Raw genomic sequence first — 21,944 nt, forward strand, 5'->3', positions numbered from 1 at the left:
GGGTATTGGGCGGCTCCGGCCCTTGAAGAACGATCCCCGTGCGCGGGTGGTGCGCACGGGGATCGTCCATGTCCGGTCGCCGGCAGGGGACTTGCCCGGCGGGGAAGGGGCGGGCGGACCAACGGCCGGTGGTCCGCCCGGTGGTGACTACTCGACGGTGACGGACTTGGCGAGGTTTCGCGGCTTGTCGATGTCCCGGCCGAGCGCCAGCGCCGTGTGGTAGGCGAGGAGCTGGAGCGGGATGCCCATCAGGATCGGGTCGAGCTCGTCCTCGTTCTTCGGGACGACGATCGTCTGGTCGGCCTTCTCCTGGTGCTGGTGCGCGACCGCGAGGATCTGGCCGCTGCGGGCCTTGATCTCCTCCAGGGCGGCGCGGTTCTTCTCCAGCAGGTCGTCGTCGGGAACGATCGCGACCGTGGGGAGCGCCGGCTCGATGAGCGCCAGCGGACCGTGCTTGAGCTCGGAGGCCGGGTACGCCTCGGCGTGGATGTACGAGACCTCCTTGAGCTTCAGGGAGGCCTCACGGGCCACGGGGTAGCCCCGGACGCGGCCGATGAAGAGCATCGAGCGGGCCTCGGCGTACTGCTCGGCCAGCTTCTTGATCTCGTCCTCCTGCTCCAGGATCTCGGCGATCTGGGCGGGGAGCTTGCGCAGGCCCTCGATGATCCGCTTGCCGTCGCGGACCGAGAGGTCGCGGGTGCGGCCGAGGTGCAGGGCGAGCAGCGCGAAGGCGACGGTGGTGTTGGTGAAGCACTTCGTCGAGACGACGCAGACCTCGGGGCCGGCGTGCACGTACATGCCGCCGTCCGCCTCGCGGGCGATCGCCGAGCCGACGACGTTGACGACGCCGAGGACCCGGGCGCCCTTGCGCTTCAGCTCCTGCACGGCGGCGAGGACGTCGTAGGTCTCACCGGACTGGGAGACCGCGATGTAGAGGGTGTCGGGGTCGACGACCGCGTTGCGGTAGCGGAACTCGGAGGCCGGCTCGGCGTCCGCGGGGATACGGGCCAGCTCCTCGATCATCTGGGCGCCGATCATGCCCGCGTGGTACGAGGTGCCGCAGCCGAGGATCTTCACGCGGCGCACGGCGCGCGCGTCGCGGGCGTCCAGGTTCAGGCCGCCGAGGTGGACCGTCGAGAACCGGTCGTCGATCCGGCCGCGCAGCACGCGGTCCACGGCCTCGACCTGCTCGTGGATCTCCTTGTGCATGTACGTGTCGTGGCCGCCCATGTCGTACGAGGCGGCCTCCCACTCGACGGTGGTCGGCTCGGAGGTCGTCCGGGTGCCCTCGGTGGTGTACGTCCGGAAGTCGTCGGCCTTGAGCGTGGCCATCTCGCCGTCGTCCAGCGTGACTATCTGGCGGGTGTGGGTGACCAGGGCGGCGATGTCCGAGGCGACGAACATCTCCTTCTCGCCGATGCCGAGCACGACGGGGGAGCCGTTTCGGGCCACCACGATGCGGTCGGGGAAGTCGGCGTGCATCACCGCGATGCCGTAGGTGCCCTCTATGACCCGCAGCGCCTCGCGGACCTTGTCCTCGAGCTTCTCCTGCTGGGAGCGGGCGACCAGGTGGGTGAGCACCTCGGTGTCCGTCTCGGAGAGGAACTCGACGCCGTCGGCCTCGAGCTTCTTCCGCAGGTCGGAGGCGTTGTCGATGATGCCGTTGTGGACGACCGCGACCTTGTTGTCGCCGGACATGTGGGGGTGCGCGTTCTCGTCGGAGGGGGCGCCGTGCGTGGCCCAGCGGGTGTGGGCGATGCCGGTGGTGCCGGCGAAGCGCTTGGGAACCTTCGCCTCCAGGTCGCGGACGCGGCCCTTCGCCTTGACCATCTTCAGGCCGGCCGACTTCGGGGAGGTCACGACTATGCCCGCCGAGTCGTAGCCGCGGTACTCCAGGCGCTGAAGGCCTTCGAGGAGCAGCGGGGTCACATCACGCCTGCCGATGTATCCGACGATTCCGCACATATACGTAAAATCCCTCAGCCGTAAACGATGCGGCGCAGTTGCCTGAGCGTGAGCTCGGGCGGCGCGACCGCGCGATATTTCAGGTCCGCCTCGATCCGTTCGAAGATCGACTCGTTCACCAGGCCCTGGGCCTGGAGCTCGCGGTGGCGGCGGCGGACGAACTCCTGGGCCGTCTCGTCGAAATAGGCGAGAACGTCCTGGATCACCCGCAGCGCCTCACCCCGGTTCAGGGGGGTCGACCGCGTCAAATGATCAACGAGTTCGTCGTGCACCCGTTGATCCTGGGGTACCGGAAGACGATTCGCAAGAATCTTGCCCGATATCGGGCAAGTGCTTGTTGAATCTCTCATGGTGTGCTGTTTGCGGGCTGTCCATCCGGCGTCCTGCGGCCCGTCGATTGCCCGGAGCAACTTCTGGAGCCATGGACACTCCACGCATGGGCGTACCCGAGCAGCTCGCCGAGAAGATGACCATGGCCGAGCAGCACGAGTACCTTCGCGCCAAGTTCTCCCGGCGCAACATGATCAGAGGCGGCGCCGTGACCATCGGCGCCGTCGCGGGCGGGGCCTTCGTGCCCGGCGCCGCACAGGCCGCCGTCCCGGCGGGGCGGACGGCCGCCCCCGCCTCCACGGACAAGGTCGACGGCGCGCTCGTCGCCCCCTTCGGCCGCCACCTCGCCTTCGGCAACGACCCGCGCACCGAGATGACCGTCTCCTGGCAGGTGCCGACCGCGGTCAGCAAGCCCTACATCCGCGTCGGCGCCCACCCCTGGGACCTCTCGCGCAAGATCGAGGCCGAGGTGCGCACCCTCTACACCCCGGCCGGCGTGGGCGCGAGCGGCGACCACACCCAGTACTACCTGCACGCCAAGCTCACCCACCTGCGCCCCGGCAGGACCTACTACTACGGCGTCGGCCACGCGGGCTTCGACCCGGCCCAGCCGCACCTCCTCGGCACGCTCGGCACCTTCACCACCGCGCCCGACCGCGCCGAGCCCTTCACCTTCACCGCCTTCGGCGACGAGGGCGTCGGCTACCACGGCCTCGCCAACGACGCCCTGCTCCTCGCCCAGAACCCCGCCTTCCACCTGCACGCCGGCGACATCGCGTACGCGGACCCGGCGGGCCAGGGCAAGACCGCCGACACCGGCTTCGACTCGCGCATCTGGGACCAGTTCCTCGCCCAGACCGAGACGGTCGCCAAGCAGGTGCCGTGGATGCCGGCCTACGGCAACCACGACATGGAGGCGTGGTACTCGCCCAACGGCTACGGCGGCGAGGAGGCCCGCTGGACGCTTCCGGACAACGGACCCGACAAGGCCAACCTGCCGGGCGTCTACTCCTTCGTCCACGGCAACACGGCGATCATCTCGCTCGACGCCAACGACATCTCCTTCGAGATCCCGGCCAACCTCGGCATCTCCGGCGGCACCCAGACCAAGTGGCTGGAGGCGCAGCTCAAGAAGTACCGCGCCTCGAAGGACATCGACTTCGTCGTGATCTTCTTCCACCACTGCGCGTACTGCACCTCCACGGCGCACGCCTCGGAGGGGGGCGTGCGACAGGAGTGGGTGCCGCTCTTCGAGAAGTACACCGTCGACCTGGTGATCAACGGCCACAACCACCAGTACGAGCGCACGGACGTCATCAAGGGCAACGCGGTCACCAAGAAGCTGCCGATCGGCGGCACGGCGTACACCGAGACCGAGGGTGTCGTGTACGTGACGGCGGGCGCGGCCGGCCGCAGCCTGTACGCGTTCACCGCCCCCGAGTCCTACGAGGGCAAGGAGAACGAGGTCGAGTCCGTCGCCTCGTTCGTCAACCTCAAGGACGGCAAGCAGAACGAGACGGTCACCTGGTCGCGCGTGCGCTACCTCAACTACTCGTTCCTGCGCGTCGACGTCCAGCCGGCCGCGAAGGGGCACCTGGCCACCCTGAAGGTCCGCGGCATCGCCGAGACCGGCGCGGAGGTCGACCACTTCACGATCGCGCGCCGGGCCAAGTAGCCCCCAGGGCCCCGTACCCGGCCACGCGGGGTACCACCGGTCCACCGGCACCAGGTACGCCCGGAAGGCGGGGCGTACCGCCTCCCTGACCGGCGGCCGGCCCCCGCGCGGCGGTCCTCGCCCGCCCGTTCCTACAGGCGCTTGAGGACCGCCTGCTTGGCCAGGGCGAACTCCTCGTCCGTCAGGACGCCCTCCCTGCGCAGCTCGCCCAGTTCGCGGAGCCTGCGCAGGAGGGCGTCGTGGTCGGCCCCGGGCTCCGGTCCCGCGGCCGCCTCCCCGCCGGGCTCCCCGCCCGGCCGGTCCTCCACCGCCGCCGCCGGATGCGGGAGCCGCACCTGCACGGCCGCCGCGACCAGCGCCATCAGCGGGTCCCGCTTGAAGCCCCACAGCTCCACGGAGTCGGGGTCGTACTTCGGCGGCGCCTTGGTCCCGGAGCCGCGGACGGTGAAACGCAGACAGCCGTTCTCCAGCCCGGCCGCGGGCCGCCACTCGACGGCCGTTATGTCCACGAGCGCCAGCGTCCGGGCACCCGCCGCGGACTTCGCGTCCTCCGTCTTCCAGTTCCACTCCAGACGTACGCGCTCGCCGTCGAAGCTCGCCGTGCCGTCCCCCGCGGACGCGGACAGCGGCACCGCCGGGCCGGGCAGCAGATAGCCGTCGACCGGGCCCGTGGGGACCTGGTCGAGGAGCAGCGCGCCCCGCACCTCGTCCACGAAGTACTCGGCGACGCCGAACCGGTCGGCCTCCACCGTGAGCTGATACGGGTCGTTCGGCTCCGCGAGCTTGCCGCCCGTCGCCTGGAGCAGCGGGTCGGCGCCGTCGCGCAGCCGGAGCCTGAGCCGCCCTGCCTTCCTGCCCTGCTCCAGCGAGACGCCCGCCAACGCGCCCAGTGGCACGGTGAGTTCACCCAGCGTCCGGCGCAGCAGGCCGACGTTCTTGTCCCGTCCCGGGGTCAGCCGCAGCGTGTCGCCGTCGAAGATCCACGTGCCGTCCCGCTGGATGATTTCCGCCATGAGGAGGATTGTTCCACCGCGACTGAGGCAGAGTGGTCTCGACCAATTCGAGGTTTCGACCACAACGAAGGGCACGGCGGGGAAAGCGGCCGAGGACGGGCCGGGAGAGCCCTCGCCGGGCACCGAAGGGAGCGCATGTGAGACAGCACCACAGAACGCCCCGCCTTCTCGGTACGCTGCTGCTCGTGGCGGCGGCCGGCTTCTCCCTCGTGGGCGCGGCACCGCACACCCGGGCCACCGCCACCCCACCGGGCCGCGTCGTCCCGGCCCCCGCCTCCGTCGAACCGGGCGGAGCCCCGTACCGCATCACCGGTGACACCCGCATCCGTGTCGACGACTCGCGCGCGGTCCGCGCCGTCGGCGAGTACCTCGCGGACATCCTGCGGCCCTCCACCGGATACCGGCTGCCGGTCGCCTCGCACGGTTCCGGAGCGATCCGGCTCCGGCTCGGCGGCAAGGGCCTCGGCGCCGAGGGCTACCGGCTCGACAGCGGGACCTCTGGCGTCACGATCACGGCCGGCGAGCCCGCGGGCCTCTTCCACGGCGTCCAGACCCTGCGTCAGCTCCTGCCCGCCGCCGTCGAGAAGCACTCCGTCCAGCGCGGCCCCTGGCTGATCGCCGGCGGAACCATCAAGGACAGCCCCCGCTACGCCTACCGCGGAGCCATGCTCGACGTCTCCCGGCACTTCTTCACCGTCGCCCAGGTCGAGCGGTACATCGACGAACTGGCCCTGTACAAGGTCAACAAGCTGCATCTGCACCTGAGCGACGACCAGGGCTGGCGCATCGCCGTCGACTCCTGGCCCCGGCTCGCGGCCCACGGCGGCTCCACCCAGGTCGGCGGCGGACAGGGCGGCTTCTACACCAAGGCCGACTACCGCGAGATCGTCCGGTACGCCTCCTCGCGCTTTCTGGAGGTCGTCCCGGAGATCGACATGCCCGGACACACCAACGCCGCCCTCGCCTCGTACGCGGAACTGAACTGCGACGGGGTCGCGCCGGACCTCTACACCGGCACCGACGTCGGCTTCAGCTCGCTGTGCGTGGGCAAGCCGGTGACGTACTCCTTCGTCGACGACGTGATCCGGGAGCTGGCCGCGCTCACCCCCGGCGGATACCTCCACATCGGCGGCGACGAGGCGCACTCCACCAGCCACGCCGACTACGTGACCTTCATGGACAAGGTGCAGCCCCTCGTCACCAAGTACGGCAAGAAGGTGATGGGCTGGCACCAGCTCACCGGGGCCACCCCGGCGAAGGGCGCCCTCGCCCAGTACTGGGGGCTCGACGACACCAGTGCCGAGGAGAAGGCGCAGGTCGCCGCCGCCGCGCGGAACGGGACCGGGCTCGTGCTGTCGCCCGCGGACCGGCTCTACCTCGACATGAAGTACACCGCCGACACCCCGCTCGGCCAGGACTGGGCCGGTCTGGTGGAGGTGCGGCGCGCCTACGACTGGGACCCGGGGAGCTACCTGCCCGGTGTGCCCGCCTCGGCCGTCAAGGGCGTCGAGGCGCCGCTGTGGACGGAGACGATCCAGAACTCCGCGGACATCGACGTCATGGCCTTCCCGAGGCTGCCCGGCGCCGCCGAGCTCGGCTGGTCCCCCGCCTCCACGCACGACTGGGACACCTACAAGGTGCGCCTCGCCGCCCAGGCGCCCCGCTGGGACGCCCTCGGCATCGCGTACTACCGCTCGCCCCAGGTCCCCTGGCCCGCGCGCTAGGCGGAAAGCGACGGGCGCCCCGGAGGACCGTCTCCGGGGCGCCCGCCCGTCTCAGGGCTCCTGGAACGCGTCAGGAGCCCGGTGCTCAGAACCCGGCGATCGGGTTCTTCAGGGTGCCGATCAGTTGCAGCGCGCTCGACGGATCCGCCAGGTCGACCATCTGCCGGTTGTCGCGCAACTGGAGCCGGTTGAGGCAGGACAGCGCGAACTCGGGCGCGAACAGGTCGTACTGCCGGAACTTGTCCTCGAGTTCGGGCGTCGCCTCCTGGTACGCGCGCACCGACTCGGCGACCGTCCGCCAGAAGTCCTCCTCGGAGAGGACTCCCTCCTCCGCGAGCTGGGCGGCCAGGAAGCGGAAGAAGCAGTCGAACACGTCCGTGAAGATGGACAGCAGCTTCGTGTCCTCGGGGACGTCGACGCGGATCCGCTCCACCGCGGGCGGCAGCACCGCCTGCGGGTCCATGACCACGATCTCCTCGGCGATGTCCTTGTAGACCGCCCGTCGCACCGCCCCGTCCTCCAGGACGAGGATGACGTTCTCGCCGTGCGGCATGTAGACCAGGTCGTACGCGTAGAAGCTGTGCAGGAGCGGGGTGAGGTAGGCGCGCAGATAGCCGCGCAGCCACTCCACCGGCGTCAGACCCGACCGCTCGATCAAGGCGGCCGCGAACGAGGCGCCCTCGTGGTCGACATGGACGAGGGACGCCATCGTCGCCAGGGACTCGCCGTCCTGGAGCGAGGGGACCGGGCTCTCGCGCCACAGCGCGGCGAGCATCTTGCGGTACGGGGAGTACCGGTCGGTGGCCGCCTCGTACTCCAGATGCCGGTAGCCGACGGCCGCCCGCTCGCGGATGATCGACAGACCCGTCGACTTCAGCACCGGGTCGTTCTCGACGAGCTGGGCCAGCCAGTCGTTGATGGCCGGGGTCGCCTCCATGTAGGCGGCGGACAGACCCCGCATGAAGCCCATGTTCAGAACGCTCAGCGCCGTCTTCACGTAGTGCTTGTGCGGGCTGCTGGTGTTGAAGAACGTCCGGATGGACTGCTGGGCCAGGTACTCGTCGTCGCCCTCGCCGAGACAGACCAGGCGCCGCTGGGCCACCTCGGCCGCGAACGTCACGGACAGCTTGTTCCACCACTGCCAGGGGTGGACGGGTATGAGGAGGTACTCCTCGGGGTCGAGCCCCCGCTCGCGCAGGATCCCGTCGAACCGCTCGACCGTCTCCGCGCCCAGCTCGTCACGCACGAAGGACTCGTACTCGATGCCGACGCCCGCCGTGAAGGCGGCCCGTGAGCGGTGCGCCGCCAGCCACACCAGCCGCACCGGGTTCGCGGTCTCGGGAGCGTAGGCGAGGTAGTCGTGCACACCGAAACCGAGCCGCCCGTTGTTGGCGACGAAGCAGGGGTGCCCCTCGGTCATGCCGGTCTCGATGGCCTGGAAGCCGGCGCCGGCCAGCTCGCGGACCGGGACGCGCGGCTTGGTGAGCTTGTAGCAGGTGCCCGCGAGGGTGGAGGAGATCTCCTCCAGGTAGACCGGCAGGATCTGGTCGCTCAGACCGAGCGACGTCTTCAGCTCGATGAAGAAGTCCAGCGCCGACAGCGGGAGTTCGGCACCGTCGCGGTGCCGGGTGATGGACTCGGCGGCCACCTGCCAGTGGTCGAGCAGGCGCCGGGTCGCGGTGAACCGGTAGCTCGTGAGCCCGTCGTCGCCGAGGACCTCGTAGCGGCCGTCCGGCAGGCTGCGCGGGGTGATCAGCCGCTCGTGGGCGAACTCGGCGAGCGCCTTGCGCAGAAGGAGGCGGTTGGCGTCGGCCCAGCGCTCGGGGGAGAGGTGGGCGACACTCTCGGCGGGGCTCACGCGGCCACCGCCTTGGCGAACTGCTCCCGGGTGCAGAAGCTCAGCAGCGCCTTCTTCTCCGGCTTCTGGATCTCTTCGACGGGCACGAAGCCGACGGCCTCGTTGAGGGCGTGCACGGCCGTGTTGGCCACGTCGGGCTCGACGACGACGCGCTCGGTCGCCGGGTCGGCGAACAGGTGCTCCATCACCGAGGTGATCACGGCCCGGGTGAAGCCGTGGACGGGGGTGTCGCTCGGGGCGACCAGGAAGTGCATGCCGACATCGCCCGGCCGCGGCTCGTACAGGCCGACGAGCTCGACGTAGCGGGGGTCGTAGCGCTCCATGAGGAAGACGGGCTCGCCGTCCAGGAGACCGAGGAAGGCGTCGTGGTGGTCACTGGCCGCGATGGCCATGTACTCGCGCTCCACGTCGTGCAGTCTCGCCTCCTGCATCATCCAGAAGGCGGCCTTGGGGTGGGTCACCCACCGGTGCAGCACCGGCGCGTCCTCGACGGGGTCGAGGGGGCGGACGGTGAAGGTGCCGATGGCGGTGGCGGTGGTCATACGGAGAACTCCTGGAACGCGATGGCCTTTTCGACCGGGTAGTACTCGGTGCCGAGCAGCTCGCGGATGATGGACGCGTTGCGGTACGGGCCCATGCCGAGGTCCGGTGAGGTGATCGAGTGGGTGTGGACGCCCGCGTTCTGCAGGAAGATCCCGCCGCCCGTGACGTCGATGGCGTAGTTGCGGGCCACGTCGAAGTTGCCCTGGGTGTCGTAGCGGAGCCGGTCCTTGACCGGTGCGAGGAACGCGGGCTCCGCGTACCGGTAGCCGGTGGCCAGCACCAGGCCCGTCGAGCTCAGCTCGTAGTCCCTGCCCTGCTCCTGCTGGCGGAACCCGAGGGTGTACGTGCCCCGGTCGTGGCGCGCGCTCTCCAGCGAGGAGTTGGTCAGCAGCCGGGCGGGAACCGGGCCGCCGAGGTTCTTCTGGTAGAGCAGGTCGAAGATCGCGTCGATCAGCTCCCCGTCGATGCCCTTGAACAGACCCTTCTGCTCCGACTGGAGGCGGTAGCGGGTCGCCTCGGGCAGCGCGTGGAAGTAGTCGATGTACTCCGGGGAGGTCATCTCCAGGGTCAGCTTGGTGTATTCGAGGGGGAAGAAGCGCGGCGAGCGGGTGACCCAGTTCAGCCGGTAGCCGTGGACGTCGATCTCGCTGAGCAGGTCGTAGAAGATCTCGGCGGCGGACTGGCCGCTGCCGACCAGGGTGATCGAGTCCTTGGCCTGGAGCTCCCGCTTGTGCTGCATGTAGCGGGAGTTGTGGATGAAGTCGCCGCCGAGGTCCGCGCAGGTCTCCGGGACGTGGGGCGAGGTGCCGGTGCCGAGGACCAGGTGCCGGGCGCGGAACAGCTCGCCGGCCTCGGTCCGTACGGTGTACACCTCGTCCTCGTACGTCACCTCCGCGACCGTCGTCCCGAAGCGGACGCAGCCCAACTTGGACGCGGCCCAGCGGCAGTAGTCGTCGTACTCGACGCGCAGCGGGTAGAAGTTCTCCCGGATGTAGAACGCGTACAGACGACCCGATTCCTTCAGGTAGTTGAGGAAGGAGTACGGGGAGGTCGGGTCGGCGAGGGTGACCAGGTCAGACATGAACGGGGTCTGCAGGTGCGCGCCCTCCAGGAACATGCCGGAGTGCCACTCGAAGTGGGGCTTCGACTCCAGGAAGACACCGTTGAGTTCGGCGATCGGCTCGGTGAGGCAGGCGAGGCCGAGGTTGAAGGGCCCGAGCCCGATCCCCACGAAGTCGTAGGTGGTGTCCGTGGATTCAGCAAGCGCGGTCAAGGGACTCTCCCAGGTACTGCTCGGCGTGGCCGGCGATCAGGTCGAGGACGGCGGCGATGTCGTCCTGTGTGGTCTCGGGGTTGAGCAAGGTGAACTTCAGGTAGTGGCGTCCGCCGACCTTGGTGCCCGCGACGACGGCGTCGCCGGACGCGAACAGGGCCTTGCGGGCGTACAGGTTGGCGCGGTCGATCTCGGCCGGGTCGGTGACGGCGGCCGGGATGTACCGGAAGACGAGGGTGGACAGCGAAGGCCGCACGACGACGTCGAAGCGCGGATCGGCGGCGAGCAGTTTCCAGCCCTCGGCCGCCAGGTCGCAGACCTCGTCGAAGAGTTCGCCGATGCCGTCGGCGCCCATGACGCGCAGCGTCATCCACAGCTTGAGCGCGTCGAAGCGGCGGGTGGTCTGGAGGGACTTGTCGACCTGGTTGGGGATGCGTTCCTCGACCATGCGGCGCGGGTTGAGGTACTCCGCGTGGTAGGTCGCGTGGCGCAGGGTCGCGGCGTCGCGGACCAGCACGGCCGAGGAACTCACCGGCTGGAAGAAGGACTTGTGGTAGTCGACGGTGACGGAGTCGGCCCGCTCGATGCCGTCGATGCGGTCCCGGTGCTTCAGCGAGGTGAGCAGTCCGCAGCCGTAGGCCGCGTCCACGTGCATCCAGGTGCCGAACTGGGAGCACAGTTCAGCGATCTCGGGCAGCGGGTCGATGGAGCCGAAGTCGGTGGTGCCCGAGGTGGCGACGACGGCCATGGGCACGAGGCCGTCCTGGCGGCAGCGCTCCAGCTCGTGGGCGAGGGCGACGGTCTGCATGCGCTTGTCGTGGTCGACGGGGATCGAGACGACGGCCTCGGGGGCGAGGCCGAGGAGTTTGGCCGACTTCTTGACGCTGAAGTGGCTGACCTCGGAGGCGAAGATCCGCAGATCGGCGAGGTTCTCCGCCTTGGCCTCCTCGCGGGCCAGGAGCAGGGCCTGGAGGTTGGACTGGCTGCCGCCGCTGGTGAACACCCCGTCCGCGGCCGGGCCGAGACCGATGCGCTCGTTCGTCCAGTCGATGAGCCTGCGCTCGATGAGGGTGCCGCCGGCGGACTGGTCCCAGGTGTCCAGCGAGGAGTTGACGGCGGACAGGACGGCCTCGCCGAGCACGGCCGGGATGACGACCGGGCAGTTGAGGTGGGCGAGGTAGCGCGGGTGGTGGAAGTAGACCGCGTCCCGGAGGTAGACCTCTTCCAGCTCGTCGAGGACGGCCGTGGTGTCGTGCAGCGGCTTGTCGAGGTCGATGCGCTCGATGCGGGGGGCGAGTTCGTCGACCGTGACACCCGTGAACGGGCGGTCGGTGGCGGCGAGTTTGGCGGCCACCCGCTCGACCCCTTCGGTCACGGAGCGGCGGTACCGGTCCGCGGTGGTGTCGTTGAGCAGGTGCGAGCGCATGTGGGGGTCCTCCGTGCGGGGAGACAGTCCGAGCGGGACACGGGAAAGGGCGAGGTCGCGACGTTCGACTTAGGTTAGCCTAACCTAAGTCGATCACGCTTCCTCGCCCTGGCCCGTCCTACGTGACGTACGCCTCCTTCCGGGCCGCGGATGGCCCCGGGGGAGCCGAACTACTCTCCCCGCTCCCGCAGTTGTTCCTCGGTCAGACCCTGCCGCCAGTACCCGACGAAGGTGACCCGCCGGCGGTCGATACCGCGCTCGCGCACCAGATGGCGGCGCAGCTCCCGCACGCACCCGGACTCGCCCGCGATCCAGGCGTAGGGGGCCTCGGCGGGCGGGAGGTGGGCCGACCGCAGGGCGTCGAGCGCCAGGGGGCGCTCCCCGGCGGTGTGGTCGTCCCCGACCAGCCAGGTGATCTCGGCGTCGGCCGGGGTGGCCAGGTCCTGGATGTCACCGGCGTGCGGGACCTCCAGCCAGGCCCGCACCCGCAGTCCGGCCGGGAGCGATTCGAGGATGGCGGAGACCGCGGGAAGGGCCGTCTCGTCGCCCCACAGGACCACGAGGTCGGCGTCCGCGGGCGGCCGGAAGCGGATGGCCCGGTTGTCCGCCACGGCGGGGCCGAGCAGGACCACCCGGTCGCCGGGCGCGGCGCCGGACGCCCAGCGCGAGGCGGGCCCGGCGGGGGCGGGTGCGCCCGGCTCCAGGCCGTGCAGCGCGAAGTCGATGTCGATCTCGTCGGGGTCGCGGCGCAGCGCCCGCAGGGTGTACGAGCGCATCACCGCCCGCACGTCGTCGGGCAGTTCGCGCCAGCCCTGCCACCAGTCGTCGCCGAGTTCGACGGGGACGGCGGGCTCGCTCTGGCCGGGGTGCGGGAGGAACAGGGACAGGGACTGGTCACGTCCGTCGGAGTGGAAGTCCCGCAGGTCGGGTCCGCCGAAGGTCACCCGGACCAGAGACGGGCCGAGCCGCCTCGCCCGTACGACCCGGAGGGTGAAGAAACGGAACGGGGCGGCTACGGCCGTCGTCATGCGTGCTCCTGAGTGATCGTCAGGGGGTCACCGCGGAGGGTGTCAGGCGACCTTCTTGGCGTTCTCGATGGCCTCGGCGAGGCGCTCGAGGGTCGGGGTGCACTTGTCGTACGACAGGATCGCCTCGGGCGTCCGGGCGATGACCTGGCCGGCCTTGACGGCGGGCAGCTTCTTCCAGGTGGCCTCGGTGATGTCGGCCGGCTGGATGGTCGCGCTGCGGTCGTCCATGATGATGATGTCGGCCGGGTACTGGTCGACGTTCTCCCAGCTCAGGTTCTCGAACCAGCCGCCGCTGGCCTTGAGGGCCTTGGCGGAGGGCTCGACGATGTTCACGCCGAGGGCCTTGAAGTACTCCAGGTCGATGGAGAGGTTGGAGCCGGACACGTAGAAGATGTCCTGGCTCGCGGAACCGGCCAGCACCTTGATCTCCGGGCGCGCCTTGGCGGCCTTGCGCAGCCGCTCGGCGGCGGCCTCGAACTTCTTCTTCGCCTCGACGATCTTCGCCGACTTCACGTCGGCGCCCAGGGACTCGGCCAGCGCGTACATGCGCTCCAGGGACTGGGGCATCTGGCGGTCGTAGACGGAGACGGCGACGCTCGGCGCGAGCTTGAGGATCTTGTCCTTGGACTCCTCGGGGACGTACCAGAGGGTGCCCGCGGAGTCGAACGTCGTGGAGATCAGCACGTCGGGGGCGAGGCCCGCGTACTTCTCGATGTTGAACTGGCCCCACTCGTTGCCGAGGACCGTCAGCTTGGTGACGTCCATGTCGCCGGCCTGGACGTCGGCCTTGCCGTCCTTGGTCGTGGTCGGGCCGAACACGCCCTTGACCTCGACGCCGTAGTCGAACAGGGCGGCGGCGACACCGGTGAAGGCGACGATGTTCGCCGGGGTCCTGTCCAGCTTCACGGTCGTGCCGCGGTCGTCCTTGAACGTCCAGGGGCCGGCCTTCGCCGCGGCCTTGGTCGCGTCCGAGCCAGCGCTTTTCGCGGCGTCGTCGTCACCGCAGGCGGCGAGGACGGCGCCGAGGCCGAGGGCGCCGCCCGCGGCGAGGATGCCGCGACGGGAGAGCTGAGTGGCACGGGCGTTGGACATGAGTGTGGCCGCTTTCGACATGGGGTGGAGAAGATCCACCGGATCAGTTCGAAGGTAGGTTAGCCTAACCTCAGCTGATGTCCAGCGGCTGGGGCACCTTGATCGAGTCCGCGGTCGACGACCCGTCCGACACACCGCGGCCACCGGCGCGTTCAGGCCACCGACGTGCAGCGGCCACCGGCGGGAGCAGGTCACCGACGTGCGGCGGCCACGCGCGCGCCCAGGCCACCGATGCCGCGGCCACCGGCGGGAGATGGCCACCGACGCACCGCGGCCACCGGCGGGCGGGTGCCCGTCGGTGGCCGCGGTGTGTCGGTCGTGCGCGGGTCTCAGCCCGTGAGGCCCAGTTCCCGGGCGATCAGCATGCGCTGTACCTCGCTCGTGCCCTCGCCGATCTCCAGGATCTTGGAGTCGCGCCACATACGGGCGACCGGGTACTCGTTCATGAAGCCGTAGCCGCCGTGGACCTGGGTGGCGTCACGGGCGTTGTCGACGGCGATCGTGGAGGAGTACAGCTTGGCGACCGCCGCCTCCTTCTTGAAGGGCTCGCCCGCGACCAGACGGGACGCGGCGTCACGCCAGCCGACGCGGGCCATGTGCGCCTTCATCTCCATGTCGGCGATCTTGAACTGGATCGCCTGGTTGGCACCGATCGGGCGCCCGAACGCGTGCCGCTCCTTGGCGTACTTGACGGACTCGTCGACACAGCCCTGGGCGAGACCCGTGGCCAGCGCCGCGATGGCGATGCGGCCCTCGTCCAGGATGCGCAGGAACTGCGCGTAGCCGCGGCCCTCCTCGCCGAGCAGGTTGGCCGCCGGGACACGCACGTCCGAGAAGGACAGCTCACGGGTGTCGGAGGCGTTCCAGCCGACCTTCGAGTACGGGGCGGCGACCGTGAAGCCGGGGGTGCCGGAGGGGACGATGATCGCGGAGATCAGCGGCTTGCCGTCGGGCTTGCGGCCGGTGACCGCGGTGACCGTCACCAGGCCCGTGATGTCCGTGCCCGAGTTGGTGATGAAGCACTTGCTGCCGTTGATGACCCATTCGTTCGTCTCGGGGTCGAGCCGGGCCGTCGTACGGGTCGCGCCCGCGTCCGAGCCGCCGTCCGGCTCGGTCAGGCCGAACGCGCCCAGGATCTCGCCGGAGCACAGCCGCGGGAGCCACTCCCGCTTCTGCTCCTCGGTGCCGAACAGGTGGATCGGCATGGCGCCCAGCGAGACGCCCGCCTCCAGGGTGATGGCCACGGAGGAGTCGACCCGGGCCAGTTCCTCCAGGACGATGCCGAGGGCGAGGTAGTCGCCGCCCATGCCGCCGTACTCCTCGGGGAACGGCAGCCCGAACAGGCCCATGCGGCCCATCTCCCGCACGATCTCGTACGGGAACTCGTGCCGCTCGTAGAAGTCGCCGATCTTCGGCGCCACGACGTCGTGCGCGAACTCCTCGACCGTGCGGCGGAGTTCTTCGAGCTCGGGGGAGAGGCGGTGGTCCAGGGACATCGTGTTCACTCCTGGTGGGACTGCGTCGTTTGACCGATGGCTTTGACGGTGCGGGACGGGCTGGGTCGGCCCAGTTGTCCGGCCATCCACACGCTTGTGGCGGTGAGGCGGCCGAGGTCGACCCCGGTGTCGATACCGAGGCCCTGGAGCATCCATACGAGGTCTTCCGTGGCGAGGTTGCCCGTCGCCGACTTCGCGTACGGGCAGCCGCCGAGGCCGCCCGCGGAGGCGTCGACGGTGGCGACGCCGTGCTGGAGGGCGGCCAGGGTGTTGGACAGCGCCTGGCCGTACGTGTCGTGGAAGTGCACGCCGAGCGCGCTGGTGGGCACGCCCTCCTCGTTCAGTTCGGCGAGCAGGGCCTGCACATGGCCCGGTGTCGCCACGCCGATCGTGTCGCCGAGGCTCAGCTCGTCACAGCCCATGTCCCGCAGCGCCTTGCAGACGCGGACGACCTGGTGGACCGGGACGGGCCCCTCCCACGGGTCGCCGAAACACATCGAGACATAGCCGCGGACGGAGAGCCGCGCCTCCTTGGCGCGGTTCACCACCGGCTCGAACATGGCGAGCGCCTCGTCGACCGTCCGGTTGAGGTTGGCCTTCGCGAAGGACTCCGTCGCGCTGGCGAAGACGGCCACGTGCCGGGCGCCGAGCGCCAGCGCCCGCTCCAGCCCGCGCTCGTTCGGCACCAGCACCGGGAGCGCCACCGGCAGGTCGGCGACCTGGGGGAACAGCTGTTCCGCGTCGGCCAGTTGGGGAACCCACTTGGGGTGGACGAAGCTGGTCGCCTCGATCGTGGTCAGGCCCGCGTCCGCGAGGCGGCGGATGAACTCCGCCTTCACCTCGGTCGGTACGGTCGCCTTCTCGTTCTGGAGCCCGTCGCGCGCGCCGACCTCGTAGATCCGCACCCGGGCGGGCAGGTCCTGGGTCGGTACGGCCATCGGCAGGCCGAGTTCGGAGGTGTTCACGCCGTCTCCTCCGCGGGAGTGATGACGGCCAGGACCTGGTCCATGGCGACCGTCGTGCCGGGGGTGACGTCCAGTTCGCTGACCGTCCCGGCGTGCGGCGCGGAGATGACGTGCTCCATCTTCATCGCCTCGACCACCAGCAGGCTCTGCCCGGCGGCCACCTCGTCGCCGACGGCGACCTTCACGACGGTCACCGTGCCGGGCATGGGGGCGGTCAGCGAGTCGGCGCCCGCGTGCGCGGAGCCGGTGAGCGACGCGGCCACCGGGTCGTGGTCGCGCACGTGCCAGGCGTCGCCGTCGCGGCCGATCCAGTCGGCGGCGCGGTGGAAGGTGTGCCGCACCCCGTCGAGGGTCACCGCGACGCGGTCGGCGGTGACCGTGTGGGTGCCGCGCGGGGTGTACTCCACCGGGTCGAGGACCCGCAGGGAGAAGCCGACCGGCTTCGGGGTGCCGCCGAGCCGCCAGCCGCTCGGCACCGAGAACGGGTCGGTCCAGCCCTCGCCCGACGGGGCCAGAGCGGCGAGCCGGACCGCCGCGGCCGCCTCGTACACCTCCTCGGGCACCTCGGACGACACCAGGCCGTCGGCCTCCCGCTCGACCAGACCGGTGTCCAGGTCGCCGGCCACCACGTCCGGGTGGGCCAGCAGCCGGCGCAGGAAGCCCGCGTTCGTCTGGACCCCGAGCGTGACCGTCTCGGCGAGGGCCGCCCGGAGCCTGCGCAGCGCGGTCGGGCGGTCGGGGCCGTACGCGATGACCTTGGAGAGCATCGGGTCGTAGAGGCTGCCGACCTCGGTGCCCTCCGTCAGGCCCGAGTCCGTGCGCACGCCGTCGCCCTGAGGTTCGTGCAGCGCGAGCACCGTGCCCCCGGAGGGGAGGAAGCCGCGCGCCGGGTCCTCGGCGCAGATCCGGGCCTCCACCGCGTGCCCGGTGAGGGTGATGTCCCGCTGCTCGTACGGCAGGTGCTCGCCGGCGGCGACCCGAAGCTGCCACTCGACGAGGTCGAGGCCGGTGATCAGCTCGGTGACCGGGTGCTCCACCTGGAGGCGGGTGTTCATCTCCATGAAGTAGTACGAGGACGGGTCGCCGCCGGGGACGATGAACTCCACCGTGCCCGCGCCCCGGTAGCCGCAGGAGCGGGCCGCCTGGACGGCCGCCTCTCCCATCGCGGCGCGCGTGGCGTCGTCGAGGAGCACGCTGGGCGCCTCCTCGATGATCTTCTGGTGACGGCGCTGGAGGGAGCACTCGCGCTCGCCCAGGTGCACGACGTTGCCGTGGCCGTCCGCCAGGACCTGGATCTCGATGTGCCGGGGCCGGTCGACCCAGCGCTCGACGAGGAGCGTGTCGTCGCCGAAGGAGGCGCGCGCCTCGCGCCGTGCGGCGGCGATCTCGTCGGCCAGGACCCCGGTGTCGCGCACCAGGCGCATGCCCTTGCCGCCGCCGCCCGCGCTCGGCTTCAGGAGCACCGGGACGCCGATCTCGCGGGCGGCCGCGATCAGCTCCGCGTCCGTCAGACCGCTGCCCGAGGAGCCGGGTACGACCGGGACGCCGGCCGCCTTCACCGTCTCCTTGGCGCGGATCTTGTCGCCCATCAGGGAGATCGCCTCGGCGGACGGGCCGATGAAGACCAGCCCGGCCTCCGCGCAGGCCCGCGCGAAGGCGGCGTTCTCGGCGAGAAAGCCGTACCCCGGGTGCACCGCCTGGGCGCCGGTGCGGGCCGCCGCCTCCAGCAGTCGCTCCACCGACAGATAGCTCTCCGACGCGGGCGCCGGTCCGATCCGTACGGCCGTGTCGGCCTCCCGGACGTGCCGGGCGTCGGCGTCCGCGTCCGAGAAGACGGCCACCGAGCGCACGCCGAGCGCGCGCAGGGTGCGGATGACGCGTACGGCGATCTCACCCCGGTTGGCCACGAGCACTGTGTCGAACATGGGTCCCCTCACATCCGGAAGACGCCGAACTGGGGGTCACCCAGGGGCGCGTTGGCGCAGGCGGTCAAGGCGAGTCCGAGGACCTGCCGGGTCTCCATCGGGTCGATCACACCGTCGTCCCACAGCCGGGCGCTCGCGTAGTAGGCGCTGCCCTGCTGCTCGTACTGGCGGCGGATCGGGTCCTTGAAGTCCTCCTCGTCCGCGGGCGGCCAGGACTCGCCGCGCGCCTCGATCTGGTCGCGCTTGACGGTCGCGAGGACGGAGGCGGCCTGCTCGCCGCCCATCACGGAGATCTTGGCGCCCGGCCACATCCACAGGAAGCGCGGCGAATACGCCCGGCCGCACATCGAGTAGTTGCCCGCGCCGTACGAACCGCCGATCACGACGGTCAGCTTGGGCACGCGGGCGCAGGCGACGGCCGTGACCATCTTCGCGCCGTGCTTGGCGATGCCGCCCGCCTCGTACTGGCGGCCGACCATGAAGCCGGAGATGTTCTGAAGGAACACCAGCGGGATGCCGCGCTGGTCGCACAGTTCGATGAAGTGGGCGCCCTTCTGGGCCGACTCCGAGAACAGGATGCCGTTGTTGGCGACGATGCCGACCGGGTGGCCGTGGATCCGCGCGAAGCCGGTGACCAGCGTCTGCCCGAACTCGGCCTTGAACTCGGCGAAGCGGGAACCGTCGACCACGCGCGCGATGACCTCGCGCACGTCGTAGGGGGTACGGGAGTCGACCGGCACCGCGCCGTACAGCCCGTACGGGTCGACCTTGGGCTCGGCCGACGCGGTGACCTCCCAGGGCAGCTCCCCACGCGGGGGGAGCGTGGAGACGATGGTGCGCACGATCCGCAGCGCGTGCGCGTCGTCCTCGGCGAGGTGGTCGGTGACGCCGGAGGTCCGGGAGTGGACCTCGCCGCCGCCCAGCTCCTCGGCGGTCACCACCTCACCGGTGGCGGCCTTCACCAGGGGCGGCCCGCCCAGGAAGATCGTCCCCTGGTTGCGGACGATCACGGCCTCGTCGCTCATCGCGGGCACGTACGCGCCGCCGGCCGTGCAGGAGCCGAGGACGGCCGCGATCTGCGGGATCCCGGCGCCGGACATCCGCGCCTGGTTGTAGAAGATCCGTCCGAAGTGCTCGCGGTCGGGGAACACCTCGTCCTGCATGGGCAGGAAGGCGCCTCCGGAGTCGACGAGATACACGCAGGGCAGACGGTTCTCCAGCGCGACCTCCTGGGCGCGCAGGTGCTTCTTCACCGTCATCGGGTAGTACGTGCCGCCCTTGACGGTGGCGTCGTTGGCGACGATCACGCACGCGCGCCCGCTCACCCGGCCGATCCCGGCGATGACACCGGCGGCCGGGGCCGCGCCGTCGTACATCCCGTCGGCGGCGAGCGGCGCCAGTTCCAGGAACGGGGAGCCGGGGTCGAGCAGGGCGTCCACGCGGTCGCGGGGCAGCAGCTTGCCGCGCGCGGTGTGCCGCGCCCGTGCCTTCTCACCGCCGCCGAGCCGCGCCGCGGCCAGCTTGCGGCGCAGCTCCTCGCCGAGCGCGCGGTGTGCCGCCTCGTTGGCCCTCCAGGCCTCCGACGCGGGATCGGCCGCGCTCGTCAGCTCCGGTGCCTCTTGCATCCTGCGGTCCCCTCACCAGTGGTCGACCAGTTAATGAGCGTTAACGCAACTTCCTTCAGGTTAACGACCGCTAACGCCGGTGTCTAGAATTGTTTTCATGGCCACCAGAACCGACGCCCCCACCCGGCGCGAGCAGATCCTGAGGGAGGCCGCGCGGCTGTTCGCCGAACGTGGTTTCCATGGCGTGGGAGTGGACGAGATAGGAGCGGCGGTCGGCATCAGCGGCCCCGGTCTCTACCGGCACTTCGCCGGCAAGGACGCGATGCTCGCCGAGCTGCTGGTGGGGATCAGCGGGCAACTGCTCACGGGCGGCCGGCGCAGGGTGGCGGAGGCCCGGGCGGGCTCCGGGGGAGGTGTCGAGAGGGGTGCCGAAGGGCTCCTCGACTCGCTCATCGAGGGGCACATCGACTTCGCGCTCGACGACCGTCCCCTGATCACCCTGCACGACCGTGAGCTGGACCGCCTGCGGGACAGCGACCGCAAGCTCGTGCGCCAGCTCCAGCGCCAGTACGTCGAGCTGTGGGTGGAGGTGGTGCGTGAGGTGTACCCGGATCTGGTGGAGCCCGCCGCGCGCTCCGCCGTGCACTCGGTCTTCGGCCTGCTGAACTCGACCCCGCACCTGGGGCGGCCGGGCGCGCTCCCCGGGCGCGCCGGCACGGCCGAACTGCTGCACCGGATGGCGCGGGGGGCGTTCGGAGCGGCCGCTGTGGCTCCCGGTGCGTGACGAGCGTCTCGGGGGGTGACCCCTGGACGGCGCTCGTGACCGGCGGGTAACCTCATATCTGAGCAAGCGCTTAGACATAACACCAGGTATCCAGGCGGAGGTGGCGGCGGTGCGCCGTACTGTGTTCAACGAGGACCACGAGGCGTTCCGGGAGACCCTGCGCGCCTTCATCGAGGCCGAGGTCGTCCCGGTCTACGACGAGTGGTTCGCCGCCGGCCAGGCGCCGCGCGACTTCTACTACAAGCTCGCCGAGCTCGGCGTCTTCGGCATCCGCGTGGACGAGGAGTTCGGCGGCGCCGGCATCGACTCGTACAAGTTCGAAGCCGTGATGTACGAGGAGACCGCGCGCGCCGGTGTCCAGTTCGGCGGCTCCGGTGTGCACGTGCTGCTCGGCCTGCCCTACATCAAGATGCTCGCCAGCGACGAGCAGAAGAAGCGCTTCCTGCCGAAGTTCGTCAGCGCCGAGGAGATGTGGGCCCTCGCGATGACCGAGCCGGGCACCGGCTCCGACCTCGCGGGCATGAAGACCACCGCCAAGCTCTCCGAGGACGGCACGCACTACGTCCTCAACGGCTCCAAGACCTTCATCACCGGTGGCGTCCACGCCGACCGCGTGATCGTCTGCGCCCGCACCTCCGCGCCCACCGCGGACGACCGCCGCTTCGGCATCTCCCTGTTCGCCGTGGACACCAAGTCCGAGGGCTACTCCATCGGCCGCAAGCTCGACAAGCTCGGCCTGAAGACCTCCGACACCGCCGAGCTGGCGTTCGTCGACGTGAAGGTGCCCGTCGAGGACCTGCTCGGCGAGGAGAACAAGGGCTTCTACTACCTCGGCCACAACCTCGCCTCCGAGCGCTGGGGCATCGCCTTCGGCGCCTACGCGCAGGCCAAGGCCGCCGTCCGGTTCGCCAAGGAGTACGTCCAGGAGCGCACCGTCTTCGGCAAGTCGGTCGCCTCGTTCCAGAACACCAAGTTCGAGCTGGCCGCCTGCCAGGCCGAGGTGGACGCGGCCGAGGCCGTCGCCGACCGCGCCCTGGAGGCCCTCGACGCCGGTGAGCTGACCCCGGCCGAGGCCGCCAGCGCCAAGCTGTTCTGCACCGAGGTCGCGCACCGCGTCATCGACCGCTGCCTCCAGCTCCACGGCGGCTACGGCTTCATGAACGAGTACCCGATCGCCCGCCTGTACGCGGACAACCGGGTCAACCGCATCTACGGCGGCACCAGCGAGATCATGAAGACGATCATCGCCAAGGACATGGGCCTGTAAGGTCCGAGAAAAGAC

General features: G+C 70.4%; 17 protein-coding genes. 4 read left to right on the plus strand and 13 right to left on the minus strand.

What is annotated here, in order from left to right; genetic code table 11:
• Positions 1–147 precede the first annotated feature (147 nt).
• Positions 148–1,965, minus strand: coding sequence for a glutamine--fructose-6-phosphate transaminase (isomerizing) (gene glmS, locus ACIQ7M_RS08630; RefSeq protein ID WP_355763621.1), 1,818 nt, complete (start codon positions 1,963–1,965; stop codon positions 148–150).
• A 14-nt stretch (positions 1,966–1,979) separates the two neighbouring features.
• Complete coding sequence (locus tag ACIQ7M_RS08635; protein ID WP_351861678.1) at positions 1,980–2,237, minus strand: hypothetical protein; 258 nt, start codon at positions 2,235–2,237, stop codon at positions 1,980–1,982.
• Positions 2,238–2,401: 164 nt separating this feature from the next.
• Between ACIQ7M_RS08635 and ACIQ7M_RS08640 the strand changes: the two genes are divergently transcribed.
• The gene (locus ACIQ7M_RS08640) at positions 2,402–3,970 is read left to right on the plus strand and encodes a fibronectin type III domain-containing protein (RefSeq protein ID WP_403641387.1); all 1,569 of its coding nucleotides are present in this window, start codon (positions 2,402–2,404) and stop codon (positions 3,968–3,970) included.
• A gap of 131 nt (positions 3,971–4,101) precedes the next feature.
• Here ACIQ7M_RS08640 and ACIQ7M_RS08645 read toward each other — a convergent pair whose 3' ends face one another.
• Positions 4,102–4,983 (minus strand): DUF4429 domain-containing protein, encoded by an 882-nt coding sequence (locus ACIQ7M_RS08645; protein WP_403641390.1) that lies wholly within the window; start codon positions 4,981–4,983, stop codon positions 4,102–4,104.
• Positions 4,984–5,120: 137 nt separating this feature from the next.
• Between ACIQ7M_RS08645 and ACIQ7M_RS08650 the strand changes: the two genes are divergently transcribed.
• Positions 5,121–6,707 carry a beta-N-acetylhexosaminidase gene (locus ACIQ7M_RS08650; RefSeq protein WP_403641393.1) on the plus strand — a complete coding sequence of 529 codons (1,587 nt, stop codon included), beginning with the start codon at positions 5,121–5,123 and terminating at the stop codon, positions 6,705–6,707.
• 85 nt (positions 6,708–6,792) lie between these two features.
• On the opposite strand, the gene ACIQ7M_RS08655 is transcribed toward ACIQ7M_RS08650, so the two are convergent.
• The 10 genes from ACIQ7M_RS08655 to ACIQ7M_RS08700 form a co-directional block, all read right to left on the minus strand.
• A complete protein-coding gene (locus ACIQ7M_RS08655; RefSeq protein ID WP_403641396.1) occupies positions 6,793–8,565 on the minus strand; it encodes an IucA/IucC family protein in 1,773 nt (590 codons plus the stop codon).
• Positions 8,562–9,107: a GNAT family N-acetyltransferase gene (locus ACIQ7M_RS08660; RefSeq protein WP_386986479.1), complete on the minus strand. Its 546-nt coding sequence runs from the start codon at positions 9,105–9,107 to the stop codon at positions 8,562–8,564. Before ACIQ7M_RS08660 ends, ACIQ7M_RS08655 begins: the two co-directional genes overlap by 4 nt.
• Entirely contained in the window at positions 9,104–10,381 is a 1,278-nt protein-coding gene (locus tag ACIQ7M_RS08665; RefSeq protein WP_403641401.1) for a lysine N(6)-hydroxylase/L-ornithine N(5)-oxygenase family protein, read from the minus strand. Before ACIQ7M_RS08665 ends, ACIQ7M_RS08660 begins: the two co-directional genes overlap by 4 nt.
• Entirely contained in the window at positions 10,365–11,807 is a 1,443-nt protein-coding gene (gene desA / locus ACIQ7M_RS08670; RefSeq protein WP_389846198.1) for a lysine decarboxylase DesA, read from the minus strand. Before desA ends, ACIQ7M_RS08665 begins: the two co-directional genes overlap by 17 nt.
• Before the next feature lie 170 nt (positions 11,808–11,977).
• Positions 11,978–12,835 carry a siderophore-interacting protein gene (locus tag ACIQ7M_RS08675; protein ID WP_403641404.1) on the minus strand — a complete coding sequence of 286 codons (858 nt, stop codon included), beginning with the start codon at positions 12,833–12,835 and terminating at the stop codon, positions 11,978–11,980.
• Between the two features lie 42 nt (positions 12,836–12,877).
• Positions 12,878–13,927, minus strand: coding sequence for an ABC transporter substrate-binding protein (locus ACIQ7M_RS08680; protein ID WP_403642203.1), 1,050 nt, complete (start codon positions 13,925–13,927; stop codon positions 12,878–12,880).
• Between the two features lie 329 nt (positions 13,928–14,256).
• Entirely contained in the window at positions 14,257–15,417 is a 1,161-nt protein-coding gene (locus ACIQ7M_RS08685) for an acyl-CoA dehydrogenase family protein (RefSeq protein ID WP_389851174.1), read from the minus strand.
• Between the two features lie 11 nt (positions 15,418–15,428).
• Positions 15,429–16,388, minus strand: coding sequence for a hydroxymethylglutaryl-CoA lyase (locus tag ACIQ7M_RS08690; RefSeq protein WP_386986133.1), 960 nt, complete (start codon positions 16,386–16,388; stop codon positions 15,429–15,431).
• Positions 16,385–18,313, minus strand: coding sequence for an acetyl/propionyl/methylcrotonyl-CoA carboxylase subunit alpha (locus tag ACIQ7M_RS08695; protein ID WP_403641408.1), 1,929 nt, complete (start codon positions 18,311–18,313; stop codon positions 16,385–16,387). Before ACIQ7M_RS08695 ends, ACIQ7M_RS08690 begins: the two co-directional genes overlap by 4 nt.
• 8 nt (positions 18,314–18,321) lie before the next feature.
• Positions 18,322–19,938: a carboxyl transferase domain-containing protein gene (locus ACIQ7M_RS08700; RefSeq protein ID WP_355763586.1), complete on the minus strand. Its 1,617-nt coding sequence runs from the start codon at positions 19,936–19,938 to the stop codon at positions 18,322–18,324.
• A 97-nt stretch (positions 19,939–20,035) separates the two neighbouring features.
• Between ACIQ7M_RS08700 and ACIQ7M_RS08705 the strand changes: the two genes are divergently transcribed.
• Both ACIQ7M_RS08705 and ACIQ7M_RS08710 read left to right on the plus strand, forming a co-directional pair.
• Entirely contained in the window at positions 20,036–20,662 is a 627-nt protein-coding gene (locus ACIQ7M_RS08705) for a TetR/AcrR family transcriptional regulator (RefSeq protein WP_355763583.1), read from the plus strand.
• Positions 20,663–20,771: 109 nt separating this feature from the next.
• Positions 20,772–21,929 carry an acyl-CoA dehydrogenase family protein gene (locus ACIQ7M_RS08710; RefSeq protein ID WP_403641412.1) on the plus strand — a complete coding sequence of 386 codons (1,158 nt, stop codon included), beginning with the start codon at positions 20,772–20,774 and terminating at the stop codon, positions 21,927–21,929.
• The last annotated feature ends 15 nt before the right edge of the window (positions 21,930–21,944 follow it).

The sequence above is a fragment of the Streptomyces sp. NPDC096324 genome, from assembly GCF_044763015.1.
Lineage (GTDB): Bacteria > Actinomycetota > Actinomycetes > Streptomycetales > Streptomycetaceae > Streptomyces.